General features: G+C 73.7%; 18 protein-coding genes. 12 read left to right on the top strand and 6 right to left on the bottom strand.

Annotated elements, in window-relative coordinates:
• Window positions 1–62 precede the first annotated feature (62 nt).
• From HCC61_RS13110 to HCC61_RS13095, 4 genes are all read left to right on the top strand, one after another.
• Window positions 63–1025 carry an electron transfer flavoprotein subunit alpha/FixB family protein gene (locus HCC61_RS13110; RefSeq protein ID WP_169135554.1) on the top strand — a complete coding sequence of 321 codons (963 nt, stop codon included), beginning with the start codon at window positions 63–65 and terminating at the stop codon, window positions 1023–1025.
• A 292-nt stretch (window positions 1026–1317) separates the two neighbouring features.
• Window positions 1318–2622, top strand: coding sequence for an aldolase (locus tag HCC61_RS13105; protein ID WP_346777167.1), 1305 nt, complete (start codon window positions 1318–1320; stop codon window positions 2620–2622).
• Window positions 2623–2732: 110 nt separating this feature from the next.
• Window positions 2733–4739 (top strand): serine/threonine-protein kinase, encoded by a 2007-nt coding sequence (locus HCC61_RS13100; RefSeq protein ID WP_346777166.1) that lies wholly within the window; start codon window positions 2733–2735, stop codon window positions 4737–4739.
• Window positions 4740–4847: 108 nt separating this feature from the next.
• Window positions 4848–5603: a nucleotidyltransferase domain-containing protein gene (locus HCC61_RS13095; RefSeq protein ID WP_169135551.1), complete on the top strand. Its 756-nt coding sequence runs from the start codon at window positions 4848–4850 to the stop codon at window positions 5601–5603.
• Between the two features lie 691 nt (window positions 5604–6294).
• Here the strand turns inward: HCC61_RS13095 and HCC61_RS13090 are convergent.
• Entirely contained in the window at window positions 6295–7278 is a 984-nt protein-coding gene (locus tag HCC61_RS13090; RefSeq protein ID WP_169135710.1) for a LacI family DNA-binding transcriptional regulator, read from the bottom strand.
• 223 nt (window positions 7279–7501) lie between these two features.
• On the opposite strand from HCC61_RS13090, the gene HCC61_RS13085 reads away from it, so the two are divergent.
• Window positions 7502–8578 (top strand): ROK family protein, encoded by a 1077-nt coding sequence (locus tag HCC61_RS13085; RefSeq protein WP_169135550.1) that lies wholly within the window; start codon window positions 7502–7504, stop codon window positions 8576–8578.
• Window positions 8579–8706: 128 nt separating this feature from the next.
• Here the strand turns inward: HCC61_RS13085 and HCC61_RS13080 are convergent, their stop codons facing one another.
• A complete protein-coding gene (locus tag HCC61_RS13080) occupies window positions 8707–9714 on the bottom strand; it encodes a helix-turn-helix domain-containing protein (protein ID WP_169135549.1) in 1008 nt (335 codons plus the stop codon).
• 77 nt (window positions 9715–9791) lie between these two features.
• On the opposite strand from HCC61_RS13080, the gene HCC61_RS13075 reads away from it, so the two are divergent.
• Window positions 9792–10376, top strand: a complete 585-nt coding sequence (locus HCC61_RS13075; RefSeq protein ID WP_169135548.1) for a TIGR03086 family metal-binding protein — start codon at window positions 9792–9794, stop codon at window positions 10374–10376.
• Between the two features lie 320 nt (window positions 10377–10696).
• The gene (locus HCC61_RS13070; RefSeq protein ID WP_169135547.1) at window positions 10697–11740 is read left to right on the top strand and encodes an NUDIX hydrolase; all 1044 of its coding nucleotides are present in this window, start codon (window positions 10697–10699) and stop codon (window positions 11738–11740) included.
• Window positions 11741–11876: 136 nt separating this feature from the next.
• Here HCC61_RS13070 and HCC61_RS13065 read toward each other — a convergent pair whose 3' ends face one another.
• Window positions 11877–13319: a dipeptidase gene (locus HCC61_RS13065; RefSeq protein ID WP_169135546.1), complete on the bottom strand. Its 1443-nt coding sequence runs from the start codon at window positions 13317–13319 to the stop codon at window positions 11877–11879.
• 379 nt (window positions 13320–13698) lie between these two features.
• On the opposite strand from HCC61_RS13065, the gene HCC61_RS13060 reads away from it, so the two are divergent.
• Window positions 13699–14877: a geranylgeranyl reductase family protein gene (locus HCC61_RS13060; protein ID WP_169135709.1), complete on the top strand. Its 1179-nt coding sequence runs from the start codon at window positions 13699–13701 to the stop codon at window positions 14875–14877.
• Between the two features lie 170 nt (window positions 14878–15047).
• Here HCC61_RS13060 and HCC61_RS13055 read toward each other — a convergent pair whose 3' ends face one another.
• Together HCC61_RS13055 and HCC61_RS13050 are read right to left on the bottom strand one after the other, a co-directional pair.
• Complete coding sequence (locus HCC61_RS13055; RefSeq protein ID WP_169135545.1) at window positions 15048–15512, bottom strand: nitroreductase family deazaflavin-dependent oxidoreductase; 465 nt, start codon at window positions 15510–15512, stop codon at window positions 15048–15050.
• A 101-nt stretch (window positions 15513–15613) separates the two neighbouring features.
• Window positions 15614–16471: a LysR substrate-binding domain-containing protein gene (locus HCC61_RS13050; RefSeq protein WP_169135544.1), complete on the bottom strand. Its 858-nt coding sequence runs from the start codon at window positions 16469–16471 to the stop codon at window positions 15614–15616.
• A gap of 107 nt (window positions 16472–16578) precedes the next feature.
• Here HCC61_RS13050 and HCC61_RS13045 point away from each other — a divergent pair, with 107 nt between their 5' ends.
• From HCC61_RS13045 to HCC61_RS13035, 3 genes are all read left to right on the top strand, one after another.
• Window positions 16579–17577, top strand: a complete 999-nt coding sequence (locus HCC61_RS13045; RefSeq protein WP_169135543.1) for a 4,5-dihydroxyphthalate decarboxylase — start codon at window positions 16579–16581, stop codon at window positions 17575–17577.
• A gap of 328 nt (window positions 17578–17905) precedes the next feature.
• Window positions 17906–19273, top strand: coding sequence for a sensor histidine kinase (locus HCC61_RS13040; RefSeq protein WP_169135542.1), 1368 nt, complete (start codon window positions 17906–17908; stop codon window positions 19271–19273).
• Window positions 19270–19935 carry a response regulator transcription factor gene (locus tag HCC61_RS13035; RefSeq protein WP_169135541.1) on the top strand — a complete coding sequence of 222 codons (666 nt, stop codon included), beginning with the start codon at window positions 19270–19272 and terminating at the stop codon, window positions 19933–19935. The genes HCC61_RS13040 and HCC61_RS13035 overlap by 4 nt, the downstream gene beginning before the upstream one ends.
• Here the strand turns inward: HCC61_RS13035 and HCC61_RS13030 are convergent.
• Entirely contained in the window at window positions 19896–20333 is a 438-nt protein-coding gene (locus HCC61_RS13030) for a DUF6332 family protein (protein WP_169135284.1), read from the bottom strand. The two genes, HCC61_RS13035 and HCC61_RS13030, sit on opposite strands and share 40 nt — an antisense overlap.
• 563 nt (window positions 20334–20896) lie before the next feature.
• On the opposite strand from HCC61_RS13030, the gene HCC61_RS13025 reads away from it, so the two are divergent.
• Window positions 20897–23020, top strand: coding sequence for a glycoside hydrolase family 3 N-terminal domain-containing protein (locus HCC61_RS13025; RefSeq protein WP_169135708.1), 2124 nt, complete (start codon window positions 20897–20899; stop codon window positions 23018–23020).
• The last annotated feature ends 86 nt before the right edge of the window (window positions 23021–23106 follow it).

Raw genomic sequence — 23106 nt, 5'->3', positions numbered from 1 at the left:
ATCTGACGCGCAGCTGAAACCACCGCCCGACCCCGCCCCGACTTTCCCGCAGGAGCAACCCCATGGCTGAAGTCCTTGTCTACGTCGACCACGTGGACGGTGCCGTCCGCAAGCCGACTCTCGAACTGCTCACCCTGGCCCGCCGCATCGGCGACCCGGTGGCCGTGCACCTCGGCCCCGGTGCGGAGGAGGCCGCGAAGACCCTCGGCGAGTACGGCGCGGTGAAGGTGCTGGCCGCCGACGCCGCCGAGTTCGCCGACTACCTCGTCGTCCCCAAGGTCGACGCCCTTCAGGCCGCCTACGACGCCGTCTCCCCGGCCGCCGTGCTCGTCCCGTCCTCCGCGGAGGGCAAGGAGATCGCCGCGCGTCTCGCGGTGCGCATCGGCTCCGGGATCATCACCGACGCCGTCGATCTGGAGGCCGGGGAGGCGGGGCCGGTGGCCACGCAGTCGGTCTTCGCGGCGGCGTTCACCACCAAGTCCCGTGTCAGCAAGGGCATTCCGGTCATCACCGTGAAGCCGAACTCCACCGCTCCGGAGGCCGCGCCGGCCGCCGGTGCGGTCGAGGAGCTTGCGGTGTCCTTCGGTGAGAAGGCGGCCGGGACCAAGGTCGTGGCGCGTACGCCGCGTGAGTCGAGCGGGCGTCCGGAGCTGACGGAGGCCGCGATCGTGGTCTCCGGTGGCCGCGGTGTGAACGGCGCGGAGAACTTCCACGTCATCGAGGAGCTGGCCGATTCCCTCGGGGCTGCCGTGGGCGCCTCGCGTGCGGCCGTGGACGCGGGTTGGTACCCGCACTCGAACCAGGTCGGCCAGACCGGTAAGACCGTCTCGCCGCAGCTGTACGTGGCCACCGGCATTTCCGGCGCGATCCAGCACCGGGCGGGCATGCAGACGTCGAAGACGATCGTGGCGATCAACAAGGACGCCGAGGCGCCGATCTTCGACCTCGTCGACTACGGCATCGTCGGCGACCTCTTCGAGGTCGTGCCCAAGCTGACCGAAGAGGTCAAGACCCGCAAGGGCTGAGGCTTTTCCGGATCTTCCGGGTCGCATCACCGGCACCGCCCCCGTACGCCGCCAGAGGCATGCGGGGGCGTCGTCGTGCACCGGGGAGGTGAGGCGGGGCGTCTCGCGATGCCGCAGTGACGGTTGACCGGTACGGAAGGGCGCCGATAGCTTCTTAAACGAATTGTTGAACAAGCTGGCCGGAAGGTCGAAGGCCGGAGGCCGAGCAGCCCGGGGGCCGGAGGCCGGACATCGACGCATGGGCGCAGGCGCATCAGCACATCAGGGCATCGGGGCAGCAGAGGAGTCTGGCGTGGGTGAGGACGTGGACGTCGCCACGAGCCTGGCGAAGCGCGTGAGCGAGGACCTTGCGGCGCGTCTCGCACCCGTCGACGCCGAACTCGCCCGCCGGTACCCGGGAGAGCGGGCCGCGCGGCAGCCGGTGCACACCGTCTACGTACCGGCCGACGCCGTAACGCCAACCACCGTGCGGGACTGGGGCGACCAGGCGCTGGACATGCTGGACCGGTACGCACCGGACGCCGCGTCGTTCGCCTCCGTGCTCGGTCTGGCGCCGCAGCTCGCCGGCCCCGTCTACGAGCGGGTGCGGGCGAAGCTGGAGCGCGAGCCGGTCGAGGATCTGCGGATCGACTTCGAGGACGGCTACGGCGTGCGCACGGAAGCCGAGGAGGACGCCGCGGCCGTACGTGCCGCGCGGCTGGTCCGTGCGGCCTGCGACGACGGCACGGCACCCCCGTACGTCGGCGTCCGCGCGAAGTGCATGGAGGCCGGCGTGCGGGACCGGGGCATCCGCACCCTCGACATCTTCCTCACCGGACTGTCGGACGCCGGTGCGCTGCCGGACGGTCTCGTGCTGACGCTGCCCAAGGTCAGCCACCCCGAGCAGGTGGCGGCGATGGCGCAGTTGTGCGCGGAGTTCGAGGCCGCACGCGAACTGCCCGCCGGGCGCCTCGGGTTCGAGATCCAGATCGAGACCACCCAGTCCATCCTCGGGCCCGACGGGCGCGCCACGGTGGCCCTGATGATCGACGCCGCGGGCGGGCGTGCCACATCCCTGCACTACGGGACCTTCGACTACAGCGCCGCCTGCGGAGTGAGCGCCGCCCACCAGGCGATGGACCACCCGGCGGCCGACCACGCCAAGGCCGTCATGCAGACGGCTGCCGCGGGCACGGGCGTGCACCTGTCCGACGGCTCGACCAACATCGTTCCGAGCGGCCCGCAGGAACAGGTACACGAGGCCTGGCGGCACCATCACCGGCTCGTACAGCGGTCGTTGGCGCGCGCCTACTACCAGGGCTGGGACATGCACCCCGGCCATCTGCCCACGCGCTACGCCGCCGTCTACGCCTTCTACCGCGAGGGCATGGAGCGCGCCGCGGCACGGCTTGCCGCCTACACGGGCAGCGCGGGTGCGGACGCCGCGGTGATGGACGAGCCCGCGACCGCCCGAGCGTTGAGCAACTACCTGCTGCGCGGCCTGGATTGCGGCGCCCTCTCGCCCGGCGAGGTCGCCGGGCACTCCGGCCTGACGCGTGCGGACCTCGGCCGCCTGGCGGGGCGCACCGAGGAGGCGCAGGGCGAACCGGCCCCGTAGTCTGGGCCCTTCGGTGCACGATGTTTCGTGCGCGACGACCTGCGCGGCGCTCGCGGGCAGCATGCGCTGGTCGGTACGCGGTCATTCGTACGCGGCAAAGGGGACGGGCAGTGCGGACACCGGGGGACCAGCCGCCCACGGGCGGCGGAAGCGGCGGCGCGGGACCGGAGGGCGCGAATCCGGCGCCCCAGGGCGGCGATCGGGGATCCGGGACAGGGCCCGGGACGGGCTCCGAGACCGGTTCCGGGACGGGGCCCGCGGAGGTCGGCAGGGTCCTCGCCGGGCGTTACCGCGTCACGGGCCGGCTCGGCCGCGGCGGCATGGGCGTGGTCTGGCGGGCCGTCGACGAGGTGCTGGGCCGTGAGGTCGCGGTCAAGGAGCTGCGGACCTTCGCGGACGCGGCCGCCGCCGAACTGGACGAGCTGCGCACCCGGATGCAGCGCGAGGCGCGGGCCGCCGCACGCGTACGGCACGAGGGCGTCGTCTCCGTACACGACGTGGCACAGCACGACGGCCGGCCCGTCATCGTGATGGAGCTGGTCGAGGGGCCGTCGCTCGACGACGTGCTGCGCGAGCGCGGCACGATCGAGCCGCGGGAGGCAGCCGCTATCGGCGCGAAGGTGATGGGCGCCCTCGCGGCGGCACACCGGGCCGGGGTGCTGCACCGCGACGTCAAGCCGGGAAACGTGCTCCTGGAGCACGGCACGGACCGGGTGGTCCTCACCGACTTCGGGATCGCCGCGGTCGAGGACCCGGACGACGGCGCCAGTACGCAGCTGACGGGCAGCGGCGAACTGGTCGGCTCGCTCGACTACTTGGCGCCGGAGCGGGCTCGTGGCGAAGCTCCGCGCGAGGCCTGTGACGTATGGGCGCTGGGCGCCACCCTCTATGCCGCCGTCGAGGGAGCCGCGCCCTTCCGCCGCACCTCGACATGGTCCACGCTCAACGCGATCGTCGTGGAGCCCCTTCCGGAACCGCGCCGCTCCGGCCCCCTCGCGCCCGTACTCGCCGAACTGATGGAGAAGGACCCCGGCAGGCGGGCGGGCGCCGAGCGCGCGACCGCGCTGCTGGACGCCGTCGCGAAGGGGGTGCGGCCGCCGGCCGATCCCTCGTCGACGATGCAGCTGGGCAAGGCGGACGGCGGCGCGGGCAGGTCTGCGTCCGGTGCCGGTGCGGCTCAACGGGCCGCCGCGCAGGGGCAGTTCGGGCCTCCGCAGGCACCGGCGGGTCCGCAGGCACCGGCTGGCGCGGCCCTCGGGAGCGGCGCACACCCGGGGCCGGGCGGGAGCGGCGCATACGGCGGGAGCGGGCCGGGTTCCGGATTCCCCGGCGCCCAGGCTCCGGCGCCCGGCACCGGCACGGGCGGGCGCGACGGCACGGACCGGCACACCGTACGCACCCGGGCCGAGCGGACGAGCGGTCTCCGTCGTGCGCTGATCGCCGCCGCGGTGGCCCTCGTCGTGCTGACGGGCGCCGGAGTCGCCTACGCGGCCATGTCCGGCGGTGATGACGACAGCCGTGCAGGCGGTACGTCCGGCGAGGGCGCGGCGCCCGGTGCGGGCAAGCGCGGCGGCAGCATGCCCGAGAAGGACGGGCCCTCCCCGGACGGACGCCAGAAGGGCGGCGCGGGGAAGGGGGCCGCGGCCGGCGGTCACGGCGGCAAGGGGGGCCAGGGAGGCGACGGCGGCCGCGGCGGCAAGGGCGGTACCGCCGGCAAGGGCGGCAGCGGCGGGAAGAACGGCGGGGCCGCGGGCGGCGCGCCGGGCGCCGGGACCGGAGGCGGCAGCGGCAGCGCGAGCGGCAGCGGCGGTGGCGGCGCACCGCCGCCGAAGCCGGTCTGCCATCCCAGCGGCGGCGGCAAGTTCGACTGCACAGTCTGGAAGGCGGCGGACTCCTACGACGCCCAGCACAAGCCCGTGGGCAGGCTCAACGCCGGCGTCAACTACTTCTTCTGCCAGAAGAAGCTCCCGCAGCACCGCGAGACCTCAGGACGCTGGACGAACGTCTGGTGGGCGAAGACCGATGACGACGACGGCCACAAGGGCGTCTTCGTCTCGGACGTCTACATCAAGGGCGGCGAGAACGACGAGCCGGTGCCGGGACTCCCCGTCTGCTGAACCTCCGGCTCCGGGGGCCGCGGCCGTGGTGCCGCTGTGGTGCGGCTGTGGGTTGTGGCTGTGGTGCGGCTGGGCTCGTGGTCGCCGGCACGGGTATACCTGCGGGACATGGACGACCAGGAGTTCACCGGCCACGTCGCCCGGGCCCTCGCCTCGCTGCCCGCGGTGGAGGCCGTCGCGCTCGGCGGATCCCGTGCACAGGGCACCCAACGGCCCGACAGCGACTGGGACTTCGCCCTCTACTACCGCGGCCGCTTCGATCCCGGAGACCTGCGCGCCATCGGCTGGCCCGGCCAGGTCAGCGAGATCGGGGAGTGGGGCGGCGGGGTCTTCAACGGCGGCGCGTGGCTGACCGTCGACGGCCACCGCACCGACGTGCACTACCGCGATCTCGACGTGGTGGAACACGAGACGGCCGAGGCGGAGGAGGGGCGGTTCCACCGTGAACAGCTGATGTTCCACCTGGCGGGGATCCCCAGCTACCTGGTCGTCGCCGAACTCGCCCTGAACCAGGTGCTGCACGGGCGGCTGCCCCGGCCCTCCTACCCTCCGGCGCTGCGCTCGTCGGCGCCGGAGCAGTGGCGGGCGACCGCTCGGGCCACGCTCTCCTACGCCGAGGTCAACAGCGCGCCGAGGGGCGGCCGTACGGAAGTCATGGGCGCGATCGCGGTCGCCGCCATGCAGCAGGCCCACGCGGTGCTCGCGTCGCGAGGGGCCTGGGTCACGAACGAGAAGACCTTGCTCGACCGTGCGGGGCTGCGCGGCGTCGACGAGGTGCTGGCCGCGACGGGCAGCAGGCCTGAGGAGCTCGCCGCCGCCGTCGAGGCGGCGAGGTCGCTCTTCGACACGGTCCCGCCCGCCTGAAGCCATTGCCCCGCAGGGCGACCGCGAACACCGCCCCCGCGCGTGCCTCAACGGCCGCCCGGCGTACGGCACTTCGCTCCGGCGCGCCCTCAACGGCTTCCCGGCGTACGGCGCTTGGCCGCTGCGCTCTGCGCGTGCCCGAGGGCTTCCCGGCGTACGGTGCTTCGTCGTTGGTCTGCGTGCCTCAACGGCCGCCCGGCATGGGCACTTCGCTCCGGCGCGCCCTCAACGACGTCCCGGCAGACGGCACTTCGCTGCGCGCGCCCTCAACGGCCTGCCCGGCATGCGGCGTTTCGTCCCTGCTCTGTGCGCCCTCAACGGCTTCCCGGCGTACGGCGCTTGGCCGCTGCGCTCTGCGCGTGCCCGAGGGCTTGCCGGCGTATGGCGCTTCGCCCCAGAGCTGCGTGCCTCAACGGTCGCCCGGCATAGGGCGCTTGGCCGCTGCGCTCTGCGCGTGCCCGAGGGCTTCCCGGCGTACGGCGCTTCGCCCCTGCTGCGCGCGTGCGCCGGTACGGCCGTACGTCCGCGCTCGCCAGCATCCGCGCATTCACGCGCACCCTGCGGCGCCGCGACGTGGTGACGGCCGAGCGGCCGAGCGGCCGAGCGGCCGAGTGGCCGAACGGCAGCGCGGCAGCGCACAGCGCGCCGCGGACGGGCGCGCCCGTCGGTGAGTGCGGGCGGGCAACCGCCATCACGCAGGGGGCAGTTCGCCCGAGCCCCGTGCGATCAGCCTCGTCGGATGCGTCAGCAGCTGCGGCGGATCGTGAGCGCCCTCCAGCCGCCGGAAGAGCAGATCGGCCGCCGCGCGGCCGAGTTGGGCCGGATCCTGGGAGACGACGGACACCGGCGGCGAGAGCATGTCCGCGAGTTCGAAGTCGTCGAAGCCCACGAGCGCCACGGGCCGGTCCAGTTCGGCGAGCACCCGCACCAGTGTGACCGTCACCCGGTTGTTGCCCGCGAAGACCGCCGTGACCGGTTCGGGTCCCTTCAGCATGCGCTCGGCGTCGGCCCGTACCCGCTCGGGATCCGTGGCGCCGGGTGCCAGCCAGCCCGCGTGCACCGGGAGGTCCGCCTCGGACATCGCGGTCTCGTAGCCCCTGATGCGCTCGTACGCGGTGTGGATGCGCGGCAGGTCGCCGATGAAGCCGATGCGGCGGTGCCCGTGTGCGATGAGGTGCTCGACGCCTTCGCGGGCGCCGGCGAAGCTGTCGACGAGCACCCGGTCCGCGTCGATCCTGCCCGGCGGGCGGTCCACGAAGACGGTGGCGACCCCCGCGGCTATCTCGGGCTCCAGGTAGCGGTGGTCGTCGCTGGCCGGGACGATCACGAGGCCGTCCACGCGCCGGGCGCACAGTGCGAGGACCAACTCCTGCTCGCGGCCGGGGTCCTCGGCGCTGGAGCCGTTGATCAGCAGGGCGCCGTGTGCGCGGGCGACCTCTTCGACGGCTCGGCTCAGGGGCGCGTAGAAGGGGTCGGCGAGGTCCTCCAGCACGAGTCCGATGCTGGCGGTGCGGCCCTTGCGGAGGATGCGCGCGCTGTCGTTGCGCCGGAAGCCGAGAGCGGTGATCGAATCCTGGACGCGGCGCTCGGTGTCGGGGGAGACGCCCGCCTCGCCGTTGACCACCCGGGAGACGGTCTTGAGGCCGACCCCGGCGCGGGCGGCGACGTCCTTCATGGTGGGCCGGTTGCCGTACCGGCCCCCGGGGGCGCGGGCGGCGGCGGAACGTACGGTCTCGGGCACGGCGTTCGGGTCCCCCTCGAGGCGGTGGAGCGGCAGCGAGCAGCATAGCTGCCTCTCACAGCAGTCTGGACAACGTTGTCAGAAACCGCCAGACTGAATGTTCGTCCGTTCCCGTCCGGGGGCGGGTCTCCGGCCCATCCCCGGGAGTACATCACCCATGCACACGGACCTCGTCGCGGCCCTGGACATCGGCGGTACGAAGATCGCGGGCGCACTGGTGGACAGCGGCGGCGGGCTGCTCCTGCGCGCACAGCGCCCGACGCCGCCCCGCGGCACCGGCGAGCAGGTGATGGCCGCCCTGCGCGAGGTCCTGGACGAGCTGGCGGGGTCCGCGCTGTGGCCGGGGGTCCGGGCGGTCGGCATCGGAAGCGCGGGCCCGGTGGACGCCAAGGCGGGCACGGTCTCTCCGGTCAACATCCCCGGCTGGCGCGACTTCCCGCTGGTCGAGGGCGTACGGGAGCGTACGGGCGGACTGCCGGTGACCCTCGTCGGCGACGGCGTCGCGATGGCCGCGGCCGAGCACTGGCAGGGCGCGGCCCGCGGGCGTACGGGCGCGCTGTGCATGGTGGTCTCCACCGGCGTCGGCGGCGGGCTCGTCCTCGGCGGCGAACTGCACCCCGGCCCCAGCGGCAACGCCGGCCACATCGGCCACATCAGCGTCGATCTCGACGGCGACAGCTGCCCCTGCGGCGGACGCGGCTGCGTCGAACGCATCGCGAGCGGCCCCAACATCGCCCGCCGCGCCCTGGACCGTGGCTGGCGTCCGGGCCCCGACGGCGACGCGTCCGCGGCGGCCGTCGCCGTCTCGGCGAGAGCCGGGGATCCGGTCGCCGTCGCGTCGTACGAGCGCGCCGCCCGCGCGCTCGCCGCCGGCATCGCCGCCACGGCCACGCTCGTCGAGGTCGAGATCGTGGTGCTCGGAGGGGGAGTGGCGAAGGCGGGGGAGGTCCTCTTCACGCCGCTGCGCCGGGCGCTCGGGGAGTTCGCGACGCTGTCGTTCGTCAAGGGGCTGGAGGTGGCGCCGGCGCAGATGGGCACCGACGCCGGGCTCATCGGAGCGGCCGCGGCCTGCCGGGACCTGGACCTGGACCGCGGCCTGGACCGCGGCCTGGAGCGTGATCTGGACCGCGACCTCGGCCGGGGCATCGACGGTGGCCTCGACGGTGACTTCCGCCAAGGCGTCGACCTGGGTGTCGACCGTGACCCGGGCGGCCGGGACCTGGACCGCGGTTGAGCGCGGGGCACCGGGCCGCGAGCCGCGGGATCGCCGAAGCGCCGAAGCGCCGGATCGGCGAAGCGCCGGGATCGCCGAAGCTACGGACCCGGGGCGGCGGCGGGGCCGGTGGTCAGCGGAGGACCGGGTCAGGTCCGTGACGGCTGCGAGCGGAGGGCGGCGCGCACGTACTCCGTGGGCGGCAGCCCGACCGTGTTGGTGAAGTCCCGTACGAGATGCGCCTGATCGCTGTAGCCGAGCTCGCCGGCGAGCCGGGCCCAGTCGACGTCCGGCTGCCCGGCGGCCTGCTCCAGCGCCTCGTGAATGCGGTAGCGCAGGATGACCCACTTGGGACCCACGCCGACGCATTCGGCGAAGAGCCGCTGAAGCGACCGCACCGACACCCCTTCCTCGCGGGCGAGTTGCTCGACCCGGGTGACGTCCCTGCCGGTACGCACGCGGTGCACGAGCCGCATCGCTCGCTCCGCCGTGGGGTCCTCCTCCGGGCCGAGACCCAGGAGGAACGCATCGAGCGCCATGACGCGGTCGTCCTCCGCGGCGGGCGACAGCACCTCGCCGGGCGCGTCCGCCGCGGCCGGGAACACCTCGGTGAGCGGGTCGCGGCGTCCCGTCAGCGCCGCGACACCTCCCCTGCCGCTGCGCGTGAGGAACGGCCGGAAGCCGCCCGGACGGAACTGCACGCCGCACACCCGTCCCGTGCCCTCCAGGGTGATGGAGAACAACCCCAGCCCGACGCCCGCCACCTCGGCCATGGGCGGGTCCGTGCCGTAGCGCTGGAAGACGACGTTCACCGACGGGTGCGGCACGACCTGGGATACGAAGGGTTGCTCCAGCTCCCAGTCGATCAGCCAGTAGTGCTCGATGTACGGGCGCAGCTGCGGCGCCGTCGCGCGCCGCCGGAATCGCACCCGGGAGAAGAGCCCGCCGGCGTCGACGATGCCCCTGGTGTCACGGCGCGGCGCGGCGGAGCCGAAGCCGTCCTCGGCGTCCCCGGCCTCTGTGACCTTTGCGCCGTCCGCGCCGTCCGCGCCGTCCGCGCCGTCCGCGCCGTCCGCGCCCTCAGCGCCGTCTGCGGCCTCTGCGGGCGCCCGGCCGTGCCCGGTGTCCCGGCGGTCGTCCCCGTGCTGGCCTGCCATGGCGCCGATCCTATGCCCGGGTGCGATGTCGCGTTTCTTCAAGCCGGTGCCCGTACTTCCGCCCTAGCTTTCCGGACATGGCGAACGAAATCTCCGTACTGCTGGAAGGCGCCGCCCGCGAGGCCCGCCCCGTCGTGCACGGCGTGCGGGAGGAGCAGTTCGGCGACCCGACACCGTGCAGCGAGTACGACGTGCGGGCCCTGCTGAACCACCTCTTCCACGTCGTGGTGAGCTTCCAGGCGCTGGCCGCGAAGGGCACGGCTGACTTCTCCGTCACACCCGACCGCGTGGGAGGGGGAGGGGACTGGCGAGGACGCTTCGACGACGAGACCGCCCGCCTCGTGGCGGCCTGGTCGGCCCCCGGGGCGCTGGAAGGCACGTCGCAGGGCATGGGCCTGCCGCAGGCCACCGTGGGCGGAATGGTGCTGGGCGACCTCACCGTGCACGCCTGGGACCTCGCCCGCGCCACCGGCCAGGACTTCGCACCGTATGAGCCGAGCATGCCGGTGCTGGTGGCGGGCTGGCGCGAACTGGCGCCCACGGGGCGGAAGATGGGCGTCTTCGGCGAGCCCTTCCCGGTGCCGGAGGGGGCTTCGCCCTTCACCGAACTCCTCGCTCTCAGCGGGCGCGACCCGGACTGGAGCCCGGCCGTCACGGGTTGAGGGCGGCTGCCCCGCGAGCCCGTGCCCCTCGGGGCGGTGAGCCCGGCCGCGGGCCCGCCGCCCCCGGAGTACCCGCGTACCGCTGGCGACTCGTGGCTCCCCGTGGGCTCCTCGTGGCGCCGGTCCTGCCGTACCGGCGGCCCCCGTTCTGCCGCGCACGACGGCGCCCGCCCGGGCGTCCACCGCGTCGTTTCCGGCCGCGCTGTGGTGAAATCCGCCGCGCGCGCCAGGGTTTTGCGACGGCGCCGCCCCCGCGCGTTTCCGTGGCAGGGTTGAGCGGGCAGCGTGAAACGGGGGGCGACGGCAGAGGGGGACCGACCGTGATCGTGTGGCTCAACGGCGCCTTCGGCGCGGGAAAGACCACCGCGGCGCACGAACTCGTGGAGCTGATCCCGGGAAGCACCCTGTGCGACCCGGCCCTGATCGGCACGGGGCTGCGATGCATGCTCCCCAAGGAACGCCTCGCGCAGGTCGACGACTACCAGCAACTTCCGTCCTGGCGGCGGCTCGTGGCCGACACCGCGGCGGCGCTGCTCACGGAGGTGCCAGGGCCGCTGATCGTCCCCATGACGCTGCTGCGGCAGGAGTACCGGGACGAGATCTTCGGCGCGCTCGCCGCCCGCCGGATACCGGTACGGCACGTGCTGCTCCACGCGGACGAAACGATACTTCGGACACGTATCGAGGAGTCAGAGGACAACGGGGGCCGTGCGGACCGCAGTTGGTGCCGCAGACAGCTGCCCGCGTACCGGGCCGCGCTGGGCTGGCTCACCGAGGACGCGCACACCGTGGAGACCTCCGGGCTCACCCCGCGGCAGACCGCGGAGGAGGTCGCGGGAGCGCTGCGCGCGGGAGCCGGAAGCCTCGAAATCGTGCAGACGCCCGAGCCGACCGCCGAGACCGTGGCGGCGGGGGTGCTGCTCTTCGACGAGCAGGACCGGGTGCTGCTCGTCGACCCGACATACAAGCCCGGCTGGGAGTTCCCCGGCGGCGTGGTCGAACGCGGCGAGGCGCCCGCGCGCGCCGGAGTGCGCGAGGTCGCCGAGGAACTCGGACTGCGGCTGAAGACCGATCCGCGGCTGCTCGTCACCGACTGGGAGCCGCCCCGCCCCCCGGGCTACGGCGGGATCCGCCTCCTCTTCGACGGCGGACGCCTCGCCGCCGAGGAGGCGGAGCGGGTGCTGCTTCCGGGCGCGGAGCTGCGCGGCTGGCGCTTCGTCACCGAGAGCGAAGCCGCCGAACTCCTGCCCGCCGTACGGCTGGAGAGGCTGCGCGGCGCGCTGCGGGCACGCGAGAGCGGGTACCCCCTCTACCTGGAGGCGGGCTCTCCCGTCGGCGAACTGGGGGGCCGGGACGCGGCGTAGGCCATGTCCGGGCGGACAGCCGGTCAGCCGGTCAGCCGGACATGGCTGCGCCCCCCGGTTGCGCCTCCCGGTTGCGGCAGCCGTCATGCGGCCGGAGCCGTATCGCCGTGGCCCGGCCGCCGGCCGCCCGTAGCGGTCAGACGCGCCGTGCGTACTCCCGCAGGAACAGCGCCTCCGCTACGGAGAGCCGCTCCAACTCCTCAGGCGAGACGCTCTCGTTGACCGCGTGGATCTGCGCCGCGGGCTCGCTCAGACCGATGAGCAGGATCTCCGCCCGCGGATACAGCGAGGCGAGGGTGTCGCACAGCGGGATCGAGCCGCCCTGCCCGGCGATCTGCATCTCCTGCCCGTCGTAGGCGGCCCGCAGCGCCCCGGCCATCGCACGGTACGCGGGGCTCGTGGTGTCCGCGCTGAACGGCTGTCCCTGACCCGTCCGTTCGACGGCGACCCGCGCGCCCCACGGGGTGTGCGCCTCGAGATGGGCGATGAGCAGCCGGGTCAGCTCCTCGGTGTCCGCGCCCGGCGGCACCCGCAGCCCGACCGACGCCCGTGCCTTCGCCTGTACGGACGGGGTAGCGCCGACGACGGGAGGGCAGTCGATGCCCAGCACGGTGACCGAGGGCTGCGCCCAGATGCGGTCGGCGACGCTGCCTGAGCCGGTCAGGGCGACGCCGTCGAGCACGCGCGCGTCGGAGCGGAAGTCCTCCTCGGGATACTCCAGGCCCTCCCAGCGGGGGCCGGGCTCCAGGCCGTCGATGACGGTGCCGCCGTCCGCGTCGCGCAGCGAGTCGAGCAGGCGGATCAGCGCCGCGAGCGCGTCGGGGGCGGCCCCGCCGAACTGCCCGGAATGCAGGTTCCCTTGGAGCGTCTCCACCGTGATCTGGAGCCCGGACATCCCGCGCAGCGACGCGGTGACCGTCGGCAGACCGGCGCGGAAGTTACCCGTGTCGCCGATGACGATCGTGTCCGCAGCCAGCAGCTCGGGGTGTGCCTCCGCGTACTGCTGGAGGCCGCCCGTGCCCTGCTCCTCCGAGCCCTCCGCGATCAACTTGACCGTCACGGGCGGCATTCCGCCCGCCGCGCGCAGCGCACGGACCGCCATGAGGTGCATGATGATTCCGCCCTTGCAGTCCGCGGCGCCGCGCCCGTACCAACGTCCGTCGCGTTCCGTCAGCGTGAACGGCGGGGTGTGCCAGGCGTCTTCGTCCAGCGGCGGCTGCACGTCGTAGTGGGCGTAGAGCAGCACCGTCGGGGCGCCCTGCGGGCCCGGCAGCACACCGTGCACGGACTCGGTGCCGTCGGGCGTCCCGAACACGTCCACGTCCTGGAAGCCTTCGGCGCGCAGCGCGTCGGCGACCCAGCGGGCGGCGCCCTCGCACTCGCTCTTCGGGAACTGCGCGGGGTCGGCCACGGAGCGGAAGGCCACCAGTTCCGCCAGCTCGGCGCGGGCGCGCGGCATGAGCGACGAGACGGCGGCGGAGACGGCGGCGACGGCGGAGGCCTCGGGCCCACCGGCGTCTGCGGCGCCGCCGGAGGCTGCGGTCGTTCCGTCCTCGCCGCGGGCCGGGCTGAGAGTCATGTGAATGCTCCTTGTGGGCGCGGTGTCCGCACGTCCCGGCTGCGTGGCCCTTGTGCGCCCGCAGTGCAGGGAACGTGCGTGCAGTCGCCCGTGATCCTCCCACAGGGGGCGCGCACGCAGCGGCGCCGTAGGATGCGACCGGCCACACCAAGCCGAGGTCGAGCGGGAGCGGAAGCACATCGTGAACAGCGAGGACGCAGCCGGGGCAGAGGGCCGGGGCGACGCCGGAGCGGCAGACGCCGCAGGCGGCGAGGGGTCCTGGAGCGGCAAGCCCAACGAGCCGGAGGACAACGGCAGTCCGGACGCCGGAGCCCCCGGGGCCGAGCCCTCCGCCGCCTCCGTCCCCGACGAGGTCGCCGGTGCTGAGGCCGAGGACCCGGTGTGGGACGTGGTCGTGGTCGGCGCCGGCCCCGCGGGAGCCTCCGCCGCGTACGCGGCCGCGGTCGCGGGACGCCGAGTGCTGCTGCTGGAGAAGGCCGAGCTGCCCCGCTACAAGACGTGCGGCGGCGGCATCATCGGGCCCTCCCGTGACGCCCTGCCGCCCGGCTTCGACCTGCCGCTGCGCGACCGCGTGCACGCCGTGACCTTCTCCCTCAACGGCAGGCTCACGCGCACCCGCCGCTCCCGGCAGATGCTCTTCGGCCTGGTCAACCGCTCCGAGCTGGACGAGTCGCTGGTCGAGTACGCGGTCAAGGCGGGCGCCAGGGTACGTACGGGCGTGACCGTCACCCGCGTCGAACAGCACGGCGCCGCGGTACCCGACCGCCGCACGGTCGCCGTCGTGCTCTCCGGGGACGAGCGGCCCGTGCTGGCGCGCGCGGTCGTCGGCGCGGACGGCAGCGCGAGCCGGATAGGCGCCCACGTCGGCGTGAAGATGGACCAGGTGGACCTGGGTCTGGAGGCGGAGATCCCGGTGCCGGAGAGCGTCGCCGAGGACTGGGCGGGCCGGGTGCTCGTCGACTGGGGCCCGCTGCCCGGGAGTTACGGATGGGTCTTCCCCAAGGGCGACACGCTCACCGTCGGTGTGATCTCGGCCCGTGGTGAAGGGGCCGCCACCAAGCGGTACTTGGAGGACTTCGTCGGCAGGCTCGGCCTCGCCGGCTTCGAACCCAGCGTCTCCTCCGGGCACTTGACCCGCTGCCGCACCGAGGACTCGCCGCTGTCCCGGGGCAGGGTGATGGTGTGCGGGGACGCGGCCGGGCTGCTGGAGCCGTGGACTCGCGAGGGAATCTCCTTCGCCCTGCGCTCCGGGCGGCTGGCCGGGGAGTGGGCCGTACGCGTCGCGGAGGCGCACGACGCGGTGGACGCCCGGCAGCAGGCCCTCAACTACGCCTTCGCCGTCAAGGCGGGGCTGGGCGTGGAGATGGGCGTCGGACGCCGCATGTTCAACGTGTTCTCGCGCCGCCCGGGGATGCTGCACGCCGCGCTCACCGGGTTCCGTCCCGCGTGGAACGTCTTCGCGGAGTTCACGCGCGGCGCCACGTCACTGCCCGAGGTCGTACGGACGAGCGCGATGGCACGGCGCGCGCTGGACGCGCTGGACCGCCCGCAGAGCTGAGGGGGCGGGGCCGAGGGGCTGCCGGGAAACCGCCGGAGGAGCCCCGGACGAGCCCCCGGGCCGCTCCGGGCGCGACGGTACTGCGTGCGGCGTGCGGCGTGCGGCGTGCGGCGGCGCGGGGCCCCGCCGCGCGGGGCTTCCGCTTCCGGTCGATTCCGGCCGCTCCCGGCTCAGTCCGTGCGGTCGCCGGCGTCGGTGATGCGGAAGACGGGGTGCTTGTGCGCGGCGGCGAGGAGTTCGTCCCGGCTGGAGCGCGCGTCGAGCCCGCCGAAGAAAGCACCGGCCTCCCAACTCCACTTCGCCAGATAGGCGCGCAGCACCTCCGGCTTCTCCTCGTCGGCCAGCTCCACGGCGCGGAACCGCTCGACGCGTCTGCCCTTGTGCAGCTCCCCGCCGCCCGCGGCACGCATGTTGTGCGTCCACTGGACATGGCCGCGCGGCGCGACGAGATAGCGCTCGCCCTCGTGGAGCAGGGGGTTGACGGGGGTGCGGCGCCACTCGCCGCTCTTGCGCCCGCGTACGGCGAGCACGCGCGACCCCGCGACGGCGATGCCGCGCCGCGTCAGCCAGGAGACGAGCGGATTGAGCACGCGGCGGGTGAACCGGTCGGGCTTGAGTACGTGTGCCTCGGTCATCGGGGCGGTTCCTTCCGGGAGTTGGAGGAGCGGAGCGGAGCGGAACGAGATCGGGCCGGGCGCTGGGTCGGTGCGGTGCGGTGCGGTGCGGTGCCGGGCGGTCATGAGTCGCGGCCCGACTCGGCGACCTGGACGAAGCTGCGGACCAGCGGGCTCCGTGCCGTCTTCGGCCAGGCCACGACGAGGTCGCTCGGCGGGCGATCGCTGAACGGTACGGCCGACAGCCCGGCGGGCAGCGGCTGATCGACCGGGGCGAGGGCCGACGTCCCGTTCCACAGCACCGCTTGCAGGCACTCCTGGACCGTCCGCAGAACCGGTCCCGCCGCACCGTCCTGCCCGCCGCCCGTCCAGTACGCGGTCCACACGGGATCGGTCCCCTCGGGCAGCCGGACCCAGCGGCGCCCGCGGAGGTCGGCCGAGGAGACCGACGTACGGCGGGCGAGCGGGTCGTCGTCACGCAGGACCACGCCGACGGGCACCGAGCGCAGGACGCGGGTGCCGATTCCCGTGCTCTCGAAGGGAGTTCGGGTCATCGCCACATCGACGAGCCCGGCGCGGAGCCCAGCGGTCGGGTCGCCGAGATCCGATTCGTGGACGGTGACGTTCACATGCGGATGGCGGGCCCGGAAGGCCGGGACCAGCCGGGTGCCGACGTGCTCGGCCGCGTCCGCCAGCGTCCCGACGGCCAGGGTCGCCCCGCCCGCCGCGTCGGCGACCCGGCTGCGGATCCGACCGGCCCGCCTCAGCAGCGCGCCCGTCTCGTCGTACAGAACGCTTCCGGCGGCGGTGAGCGCGACGCCCTTGGGGGTGCGCTCGAACAGGACGACTCCGAGCTCGTCCTCAAGCTGGCGGATCGCACGGCTGAGGGGCGGCTGCGTCATGTGCAGCCGGCCGGCGGCCCGCCCGAAGTGGCGCTCCTCGGCGACGGCGGCGAAGTACCGGAGCGCGCGCAGATCCACGCCGAACACGATACCCGTGGGGTATCGGGCCTGCCGAAACGGTCTTGGACGGCGGCTGCCGCGACGGCAGACGATGGCGGCAGTGGAGCCGGCGAGGAGTGATGACCATGACCAACCCCCCTCTCACCATCGGGTGCTACGAGTACGACACGACGCGTGCGTTGTTCGACGGGAGCGTGCAAGTCCAGGGCGCCGACGTCACCATGAAGACCGCCGCGACGCTGCCGGAGATCTTCGAACGGCTCATCCGCGGCGACGAGTTCGACGTGGCCGAGCTCGGACTCACCTTCTACCTGCGGCTGCTGGACGCCGGCCTGCCGTTCGTGGCGCTGCCGGTCTTCCCCAACCGCGTCTTCCGGCACTCCTGCGTCTACGTCAACGTCCACAGCGGGATCAGCGGGCCGGACGATCTCGCGGGCAGGACCATCGGCGAGTTCGGCACCTACGGCCAGGACTCCGGCGTGTGGGCCAAAGGGATCCTCATGGACGAGTACGGGTTCGAGCCCGGGAAGAGCCGCTGGGTGATCGGCGGCCTCGAACACCCCGCCGCTCCCTTCGACTTCATTCCGCATCCGCATCCGGCCGACGTGGACGTGAGCGCCGCACCCGAGGGGAAGACGCTGGGCGCGATGCTCGACGCCGGTGAGATCGACGCGCTGTTCTCGGCGAACGTCCCGCAGTGCGTGCTCGACGGGTCCCCGAACGTCGCCCGTCTCTTCCCCGACTTCGAACCGCTGGAGCGCGACTACCACCGGCGGACGGGCATCTTCCCGATCATGCACACGGTCGTCGTACGGCGGGAACTCCTGCGCGAGCGCCCCGGCATCGCGCACGACGTCTACCGTGCCTTCCGCGAGGCGAAGGAGACCGCCGCCGACGGCTACCGCCGCGATCGCAGGCTCTATCAGGTCCCGACCATGGTTCCCTGGATGAACGCCCTGGTCGAGCGCAACTCCGAGGACTTTCCCCGGGATTGGTGGCCCTACGGCGTCTCGGCCAACCGTGCCGCCCTCGACGCCTATCTGCGCTGCCACCACCGACAGGGCCTGTGCCCCCGGCGGCGGAGGATCGAGGACGTCTTCGCGCCGGAACTGCTCGACACCTAGGACGTGTCCGCGCTGCCCCTCCGACGCACCGGGCCCAACGCCCGTCACGGGCCGCGCAGTCGGCTGTGATGCGGGGAGTCGGGGACCCGTGGACTCGGGGACCGGGGCACTCAAGGGGGCCTGCGCCCGTGCCGGAAACGCAGTGCCGTGAGGCCGCCGGCCCGACGAGGCCGGATTCCGGCACACCGGACATTCGGTATCCCACGTCACCACGCGTCGCCTCCGCCCGCGCCCTTGCGCGTCCCCTCCGGCTACTCCCCGGGGAGTAGCCGCGATGCCCGCCGCAGGGTGACTCCGCGGCGCACGGCTCGCGGCTAGCGTTGCGGACATGGACCCCAGCCCGCACCGGCCCCGCGGCCCCGCAGGTTCCCGGCGGAGCCTCGCCGGCCGGTTCCGGGAGCTGCCGGGCAGGCTCCGGCGGCTGCCCCGCGGGCCCGGCTTTCCGCCGCACGGCCCCGCCGCCCCGCCCCCTCCGTGGGAGCCGGCCCGGTGGCGCAACCCGAGGGGATGGGCGCACGGGTCCGGTCCGCGCCACGTCGCGTGGCTGACGTCGTTCGCCGTGCTCGTCGCACAGCAGGCGGGCTCGCAGGGCGCCGCGGCCAACCAGGAGGGCGTGCGGACCTCGCTCGACGTCTATGCGCGGCTGCTTCTGACCGTGGGTCCGCTGCTGCTGCTCGTGCGCTACCGCTACCCCCGTACCGCCGTCTTCGGCTGCGCCGTGGCGACCACCGTCTACCTCGCCGCCGGATATCCGTACGGGCCCGTCTTCCTCAGCGTCGCCGTCGCCGCGTTCGCGGCAGTGGTCGCGGGCCATCGCTACGCGGCATGGGGTGCGCTGGTGCTGGTCTGGGCGGGGCACCTGGTCTTCGGGTACGTCCTGCTGGACCGGCTGCCGCCCGCGGGCGACCAGCCGCCCGGCTGGCAGTCCGAACTCCTCGTGGCCGCGTGGATCGCCGCCGTGCTCGCCGTCGGCGAACTCGCCCGCACCCGCCGCCAGGAGTGGGCCCGCCGCCGTGCCGAGGCGGAGGCGGCGGAGCGCCGCCGGGTCGACGAGGAGCGGCTGCGCATCGCCCGCGAACTTCATGACGTGCTGGCGCACAGCATCTCGGTCATCAACGTCCAGGCGGGCGTGGGCCTCGCGCTGCTCGACTCCGACCGCGAGCAGGCGCGCACCGCGCTGACCACCATCAAGAACGCCAGCAAGGAGGCCCTGGGTGAGGTCCGCCAGGTGCTGGACACCCTGCGTGCCCCCGGCGACGCCCCGCGCGCGCCGGCGCCGGGCCTCGGGCGGCTGCCGGAGCTGGTCTCGCAGGCCGCCGACGCGGGGCTGCGGGTCACCACCGAGACCGAGGGCGAGGCGACGTCCCTTCCGCCCGGTGCCGACCTGGCGGCGTTCCGCATCGTCCAGGAGGCCCTGACCAACGTCGTACGGCACTCCGAGTCCCGCACGGCGCGCGTGCGGCTGAGCTACGGGCACGGCGAACTCCGCATCGACGTCGACGACGAGGGCCCGGCGACCGGCGCCGGCGCGGGCGGCGGCGGCAACGGCCTCGTCGGGATGCGGGAGCGGGCGGCGGCGCTCGGCGGCAGCGCCGAGGCGGGGCCACGGGCGGACGGCGGATTCCGTGTCACGGCCCGTCTGCCTCTCGCCGGCGGCGGTAGCGTATCGGCGCCCCCAGCGAAGGAGTCACCGTGATCCGCGTCCTGCTCGCCGACGACCAGTCGCTGGTACGTGCCGGATTCCGCGCGCTGCTCGGCGCACAGGACGGCATCGAGGTGGCGGGAGAGGCCGCCGACGGCGAGGAGGCCATCCGCCTGGTGCGCGAACTCCGCCCGGATCTGGTGCTGATGGACATCAGGATGCCCGTGCTCGACGGGCTCGCCGCGACGCGCCGCATCACCGCCGACCCCGAACTGACCGAGGTGAAGGTCGTCATGCTGACCACCTTCGAGCTGGACGAGTACGTCTTCGAGGCGATCCGCTCCGGGGCCTCCGGCTTCCTCGTCAAGGACACCGAGCCCGAGGAGCTGGTACGGGCCGCGCGTGCGGTCGTCGACGGCGACGCGCTGCTCTCGCCCGGCGTCACCCGGCGCCTCATCGAGGAGTTCGCGGCCCGGTCGAAACAGCCCGCCGAGGCCGGGACCCTGGCCGGGCTCACCGAGCGCGAACGCGAGGTGATGACGCTCGTGGGCATCGGCCTGTCCAACGAGGAGATCGCCGGGCGCCTCGTCGTCTCCCCGCTCACCGCCAAGACCCATGTGAGCCGTGCGATGGTCAAGCTCGGCGTGCGCGACCGGGCCCAACTCGTCGTGCTGGCCTACGAGTCGGGGCTCGTACGCCCCGGCTGGCTGGGCTGAGAGCCGGGGGCGCCGGCCTCCGGACCGGCTTCCGCGGCGGTCCCTCCGGCCGTGCCGCGGGCTGCCTCTCCCGCCGTGCCCGCGCGGCCGCCGTCGCCGCCGCCGGTCCCGCCGGTGCCGCCCGTGCCGCCCGTACCGTCGGTGAACTCCGCGCCGTCCGGGGCGCGTTCGGCGGCGCGATGGCGCATCAGCACATGCAGCACGCGTGCCACGAAGACGGCGGCCGAGGTGCTGCCCGCGAGCACCGGCCACGCGGGTCCGCCGGGCAGCGGGAGGAGCGCGTGGACCCCCACGAACAGCAGAAGGGTCAGTACCGCCAGCAGCGCACCGCTCAGCAGCGCGTAGCCGATCTCCACCGTCACGGCGTCCCGTTCGGCCTGTGTACGAGTCCCGTGCATCGCCGTCCCCCTCTGCCCCGTCGTCCTGCCGGTCCTGCGCCCCGGTCTCTCGCGGTCTCTCCCGGTATCTCCCGCTGTTCTTCGTGCTTTTCGTGCTCTTCCTTCGCTTTCCGTGGCGTTCTCGTCCGTCCTCGTACCCTTCTTCGTCGCCGAGCACGTCCGCCGGGCCTTATTCGGTTCCCCCGGCCGCCGCGCGCCGGTTGATGTATGCGCTTCCAATAATTCGGACCGCTTTCCCTTTCGTCCCTTGACCGCCCGTGCCGCGCCGGATTGACTTCCCTCCGGCAAGATCCGTACGACACAGCCCGGGACGCCCGTCGAAGGAGATCCGAGTGGCCGGAAAACCCAGCCGTCGCAGCGTATTCAGGGCATCAGCGGGGGCGGCGGTACTCGCCTCGTCGACGACGCTGCCGGGGCTCACGGCCACTCCCGCGGCGGCGGCCTCCGGCACCGCGCCCGCCGAGACCGGTGCACAGGCACGGTCATCGCGCCGCGCGACGGCCGCCGCACGCGGCAAGGACGACGCCAGGACGGAGCGCCGAGTGCGGAAGCTGCTGGCCCGTATGACCGTCGAGGAGAAGTTCGGTCAGTTGCAGCAGCTGACCTGGAACCCCGACACGGGCCCCGGGGAGGGGCAGAACGAGAAGGCCCGCGAGGCCGCCGCGCAGGGCAGGCTGGGCTCCGTCCTCAACATCACCGGGGCCAAGGAGTGCAACGACCTCCAGCGCTTCGCCGTCGAGGAGTCGCGCCTGGGCATCCCGCTGGTCTTCGGACTCGACGTCATCCACGGCTTTCTGACGACCTTTCCGGTGCCGCTCGCCCAGGGCGCCTCCTTCGACCCCGCCGTGGTCACCGCCGACGCACAGGTCAGCGCCCGCGAGGCGGCGTCGTGGGGCGTGCACTGGACGTTCGCGCCGATGGCCGACGTCAGCAGGGAGCCGCGCTGGGGCCGCATCGCCGAGGGCAGCGGCGAAGACCCGTATCTGACGGCGGAGTTGACGGCGGCGAAGGTGCGCGGCTTCCAGGGCGACGACTACTCGCAGGAGGGCCGGATCGCCGCGTGCGCCAAGCACTTCGTGGGCTACGGATTCCCCGAGGGCGGCCGCGACTACAACACCGTGGACATCTCGGAGAGGCGGCTGCGGGACATCGCGCTGCCCCCGTTCAAGGCTGCCGTGGAGGCGGGCGTGGCCACGGTCATGGCGTCCTTCAACACGGTCAACGGCGTTCCCGCGCACGCCAACCGGCACACCCTCGACCGGATCCTCCACGAGGAGTTCGGCTTCGACGGCTTCGTCGTCGGCGACTACAACGGCGTCCAGGAGCTGATACCGCACGGCGTCGCAGCCGACGGCGCGGACGCCGCGGCGCTCGCCCTCGGCGCCGGCGTCGACATGGAGATGGTCAGCACCACCTACGCCGACCACGGCAAGAAGCTGCTGGAGTCCGGCCGCATCGACATGGAGCGGCTGGACGACGCCGTCACCCGCATCCTCCGGATCAAGGCACGCCTCGGGCTCTTCGAGAACCCGTACACCGACGAGGACGGCGAGATCGCCAAGCCCACCGAGTCGGCGCGTGAGCACGCCCGGAAGGCGGCGGCCCGCTGCGCGGTTCTGCTGAAGAACGACGACCGCACCCTGCCGCTGGGCAAGGACACCGCAAGGCTCGCCGTCGTCGGCCCGCTCGGCGACGACACCCAGGAGCTGCACGGCACTTGGGCGGGTCCCGGCTCGCGCAAGTTCCCCGCCGTCTCCGTGCTGGAGGGCGTGAAGAAGGCCGCACCGGAGGCGAAGGTGACCTTCGCCCGCGGATGCGAGGTGACGGGGAAGGACACCGGCGGCTTCGAGGAGGCCGAGGCGGCGGTGCGGGCGGCGGACGCCGCGGTCGTGGTCGTCGGCGAGAAGGCGAGCCACAGCGGCGAGGCCGCGTCGCGCAGCGACATCACGCTCCCCGGCGTGCAGGAGGAGCTGATCCGCCGGGTGGCGAAGGCCGGGAAGCCGTTCGCCGTCGTGGTGCTCGCGGGCCGTCCGCTGGTGCTCTCCGGAATCGTGGAGCACGCGCCGGCGGTCCTGGCGGGCTGGCACCCCGGGCTGGAGGGCGGAAACGCACTCGCGGACGTGCTCTTCGGCGACGTCAACCCGGGCGGCAGGCTCCCGGTCACCTTCCCGCGCGCGGTCGGACAGCTGGCCTGGTACTACGCGCACGAGAACACGGGCCGTCCCTACGACCCGGACGACAAGTACACATCCAAGTACCTTGACTTGGCGCACGGTCCGCTCTTCCCATTCGGGCACGGCCTGAGCTACACCACCTTCGGCTACTCCCGGCTCGCACTGAGCGAGAAGAGCGTGAGCGCGCGTGCCGTACGCGACGGCGGGGCGAAGGTCCGGGTGACGGTGCGGGTGGAGAACACCGGCCGCCGCGCCGGAGACGAGGTCGTCCAGCTCTACATCCGCGACAAGGTCGCCAGCATCGCCCAGCCGGTGCGCAGGCTGCGCGGCTTCGAGCGGGTGGCGCTGAAGGCGGGCGAGAGCCGTACGGTCGGCTTCGAACTCGGCGCCGACGACCTCGGATTCCACACCAACGACCCCTCCGGTGAACTCCTCGTGGAGGCGGGGGAGTTCGAGATCTATGCCGGTGGCAGTTCGGAGGCGGAGCTGCGCACGGTGCTCACGCTCACCTGAAGTGCGGGGCGGTTGCGGGTAGTCGGAGCGTGCCGGGGCTGAGCCGGAGCGGGGCGGGGTCCGGCGTTACGGTTCGGGCCTCGGGG

This window comes from Streptomyces sp. HNM0575 (genome assembly GCF_012726265.1).
GTDB lineage: Bacteria > Actinomycetota > Actinomycetes > Streptomycetales > Streptomycetaceae > Streptomyces.
This window is presented reverse-complemented; position numbering and strand designations above follow the sequence as displayed.

Coding starts and splice junctions, on each gene's coding strand:
- HCC61_RS13090 (WP_169135710.1), bottom strand. CDS start 7,278: ATGAAGGACGTCGCCGCCCGCGCCGGGGTCGGCCTCAAGACCGTCTCC.
- HCC61_RS13110 (WP_169135554.1), top strand. CDS start 63: ATGGCTGAAGTCCTTGTCTACGTCGACCACGTGGACGGTGCCGTCCGC.
- HCC61_RS13095 (WP_169135551.1), top strand. CDS start 4,848: ATGGACGACCAGGAGTTCACCGGCCACGTCGCCCGGGCCCTCGCCTCG.
- HCC61_RS13030 (WP_169135284.1), bottom strand. CDS start 20,333: ATGCACGGGACTCGTACACAGGCCGAACGGGACGCCGTGACGGTGGAG.
- HCC61_RS13085 (WP_169135550.1), top strand. CDS start 7,502: ATGCACACGGACCTCGTCGCGGCCCTGGACATCGGCGGTACGAAGATC.
- HCC61_RS13040 (WP_169135542.1), top strand. CDS start 17,906: ATGGACCCCAGCCCGCACCGGCCCCGCGGCCCCGCAGGTTCCCGGCGG.
- HCC61_RS13075 (WP_169135548.1), top strand. CDS start 9,792: ATGGCGAACGAAATCTCCGTACTGCTGGAAGGCGCCGCCCGCGAGGCC.
- HCC61_RS13045 (WP_169135543.1), top strand. CDS start 16,579: ATGACCAACCCCCCTCTCACCATCGGGTGCTACGAGTACGACACGACG.
- HCC61_RS13055 (WP_169135545.1), bottom strand. CDS start 15,512: ATGACCGAGGCACACGTACTCAAGCCCGACCGGTTCACCCGCCGCGTG.
- HCC61_RS13025 (WP_169135708.1), top strand. CDS start 20,897: ATGACCGTCGAGGAGAAGTTCGGTCAGTTGCAGCAGCTGACCTGGAAC.
- HCC61_RS13080 (WP_169135549.1), bottom strand. CDS start 9,714: ATGGCAGGCCAGCACGGGGACGACCGCCGGGACACCGGGCACGGCCGG.
- HCC61_RS13065 (WP_169135546.1), bottom strand. CDS start 13,319: ATGACTCTCAGCCCGGCCCGCGGCGAGGACGGAACGACCGCAGCCTCC.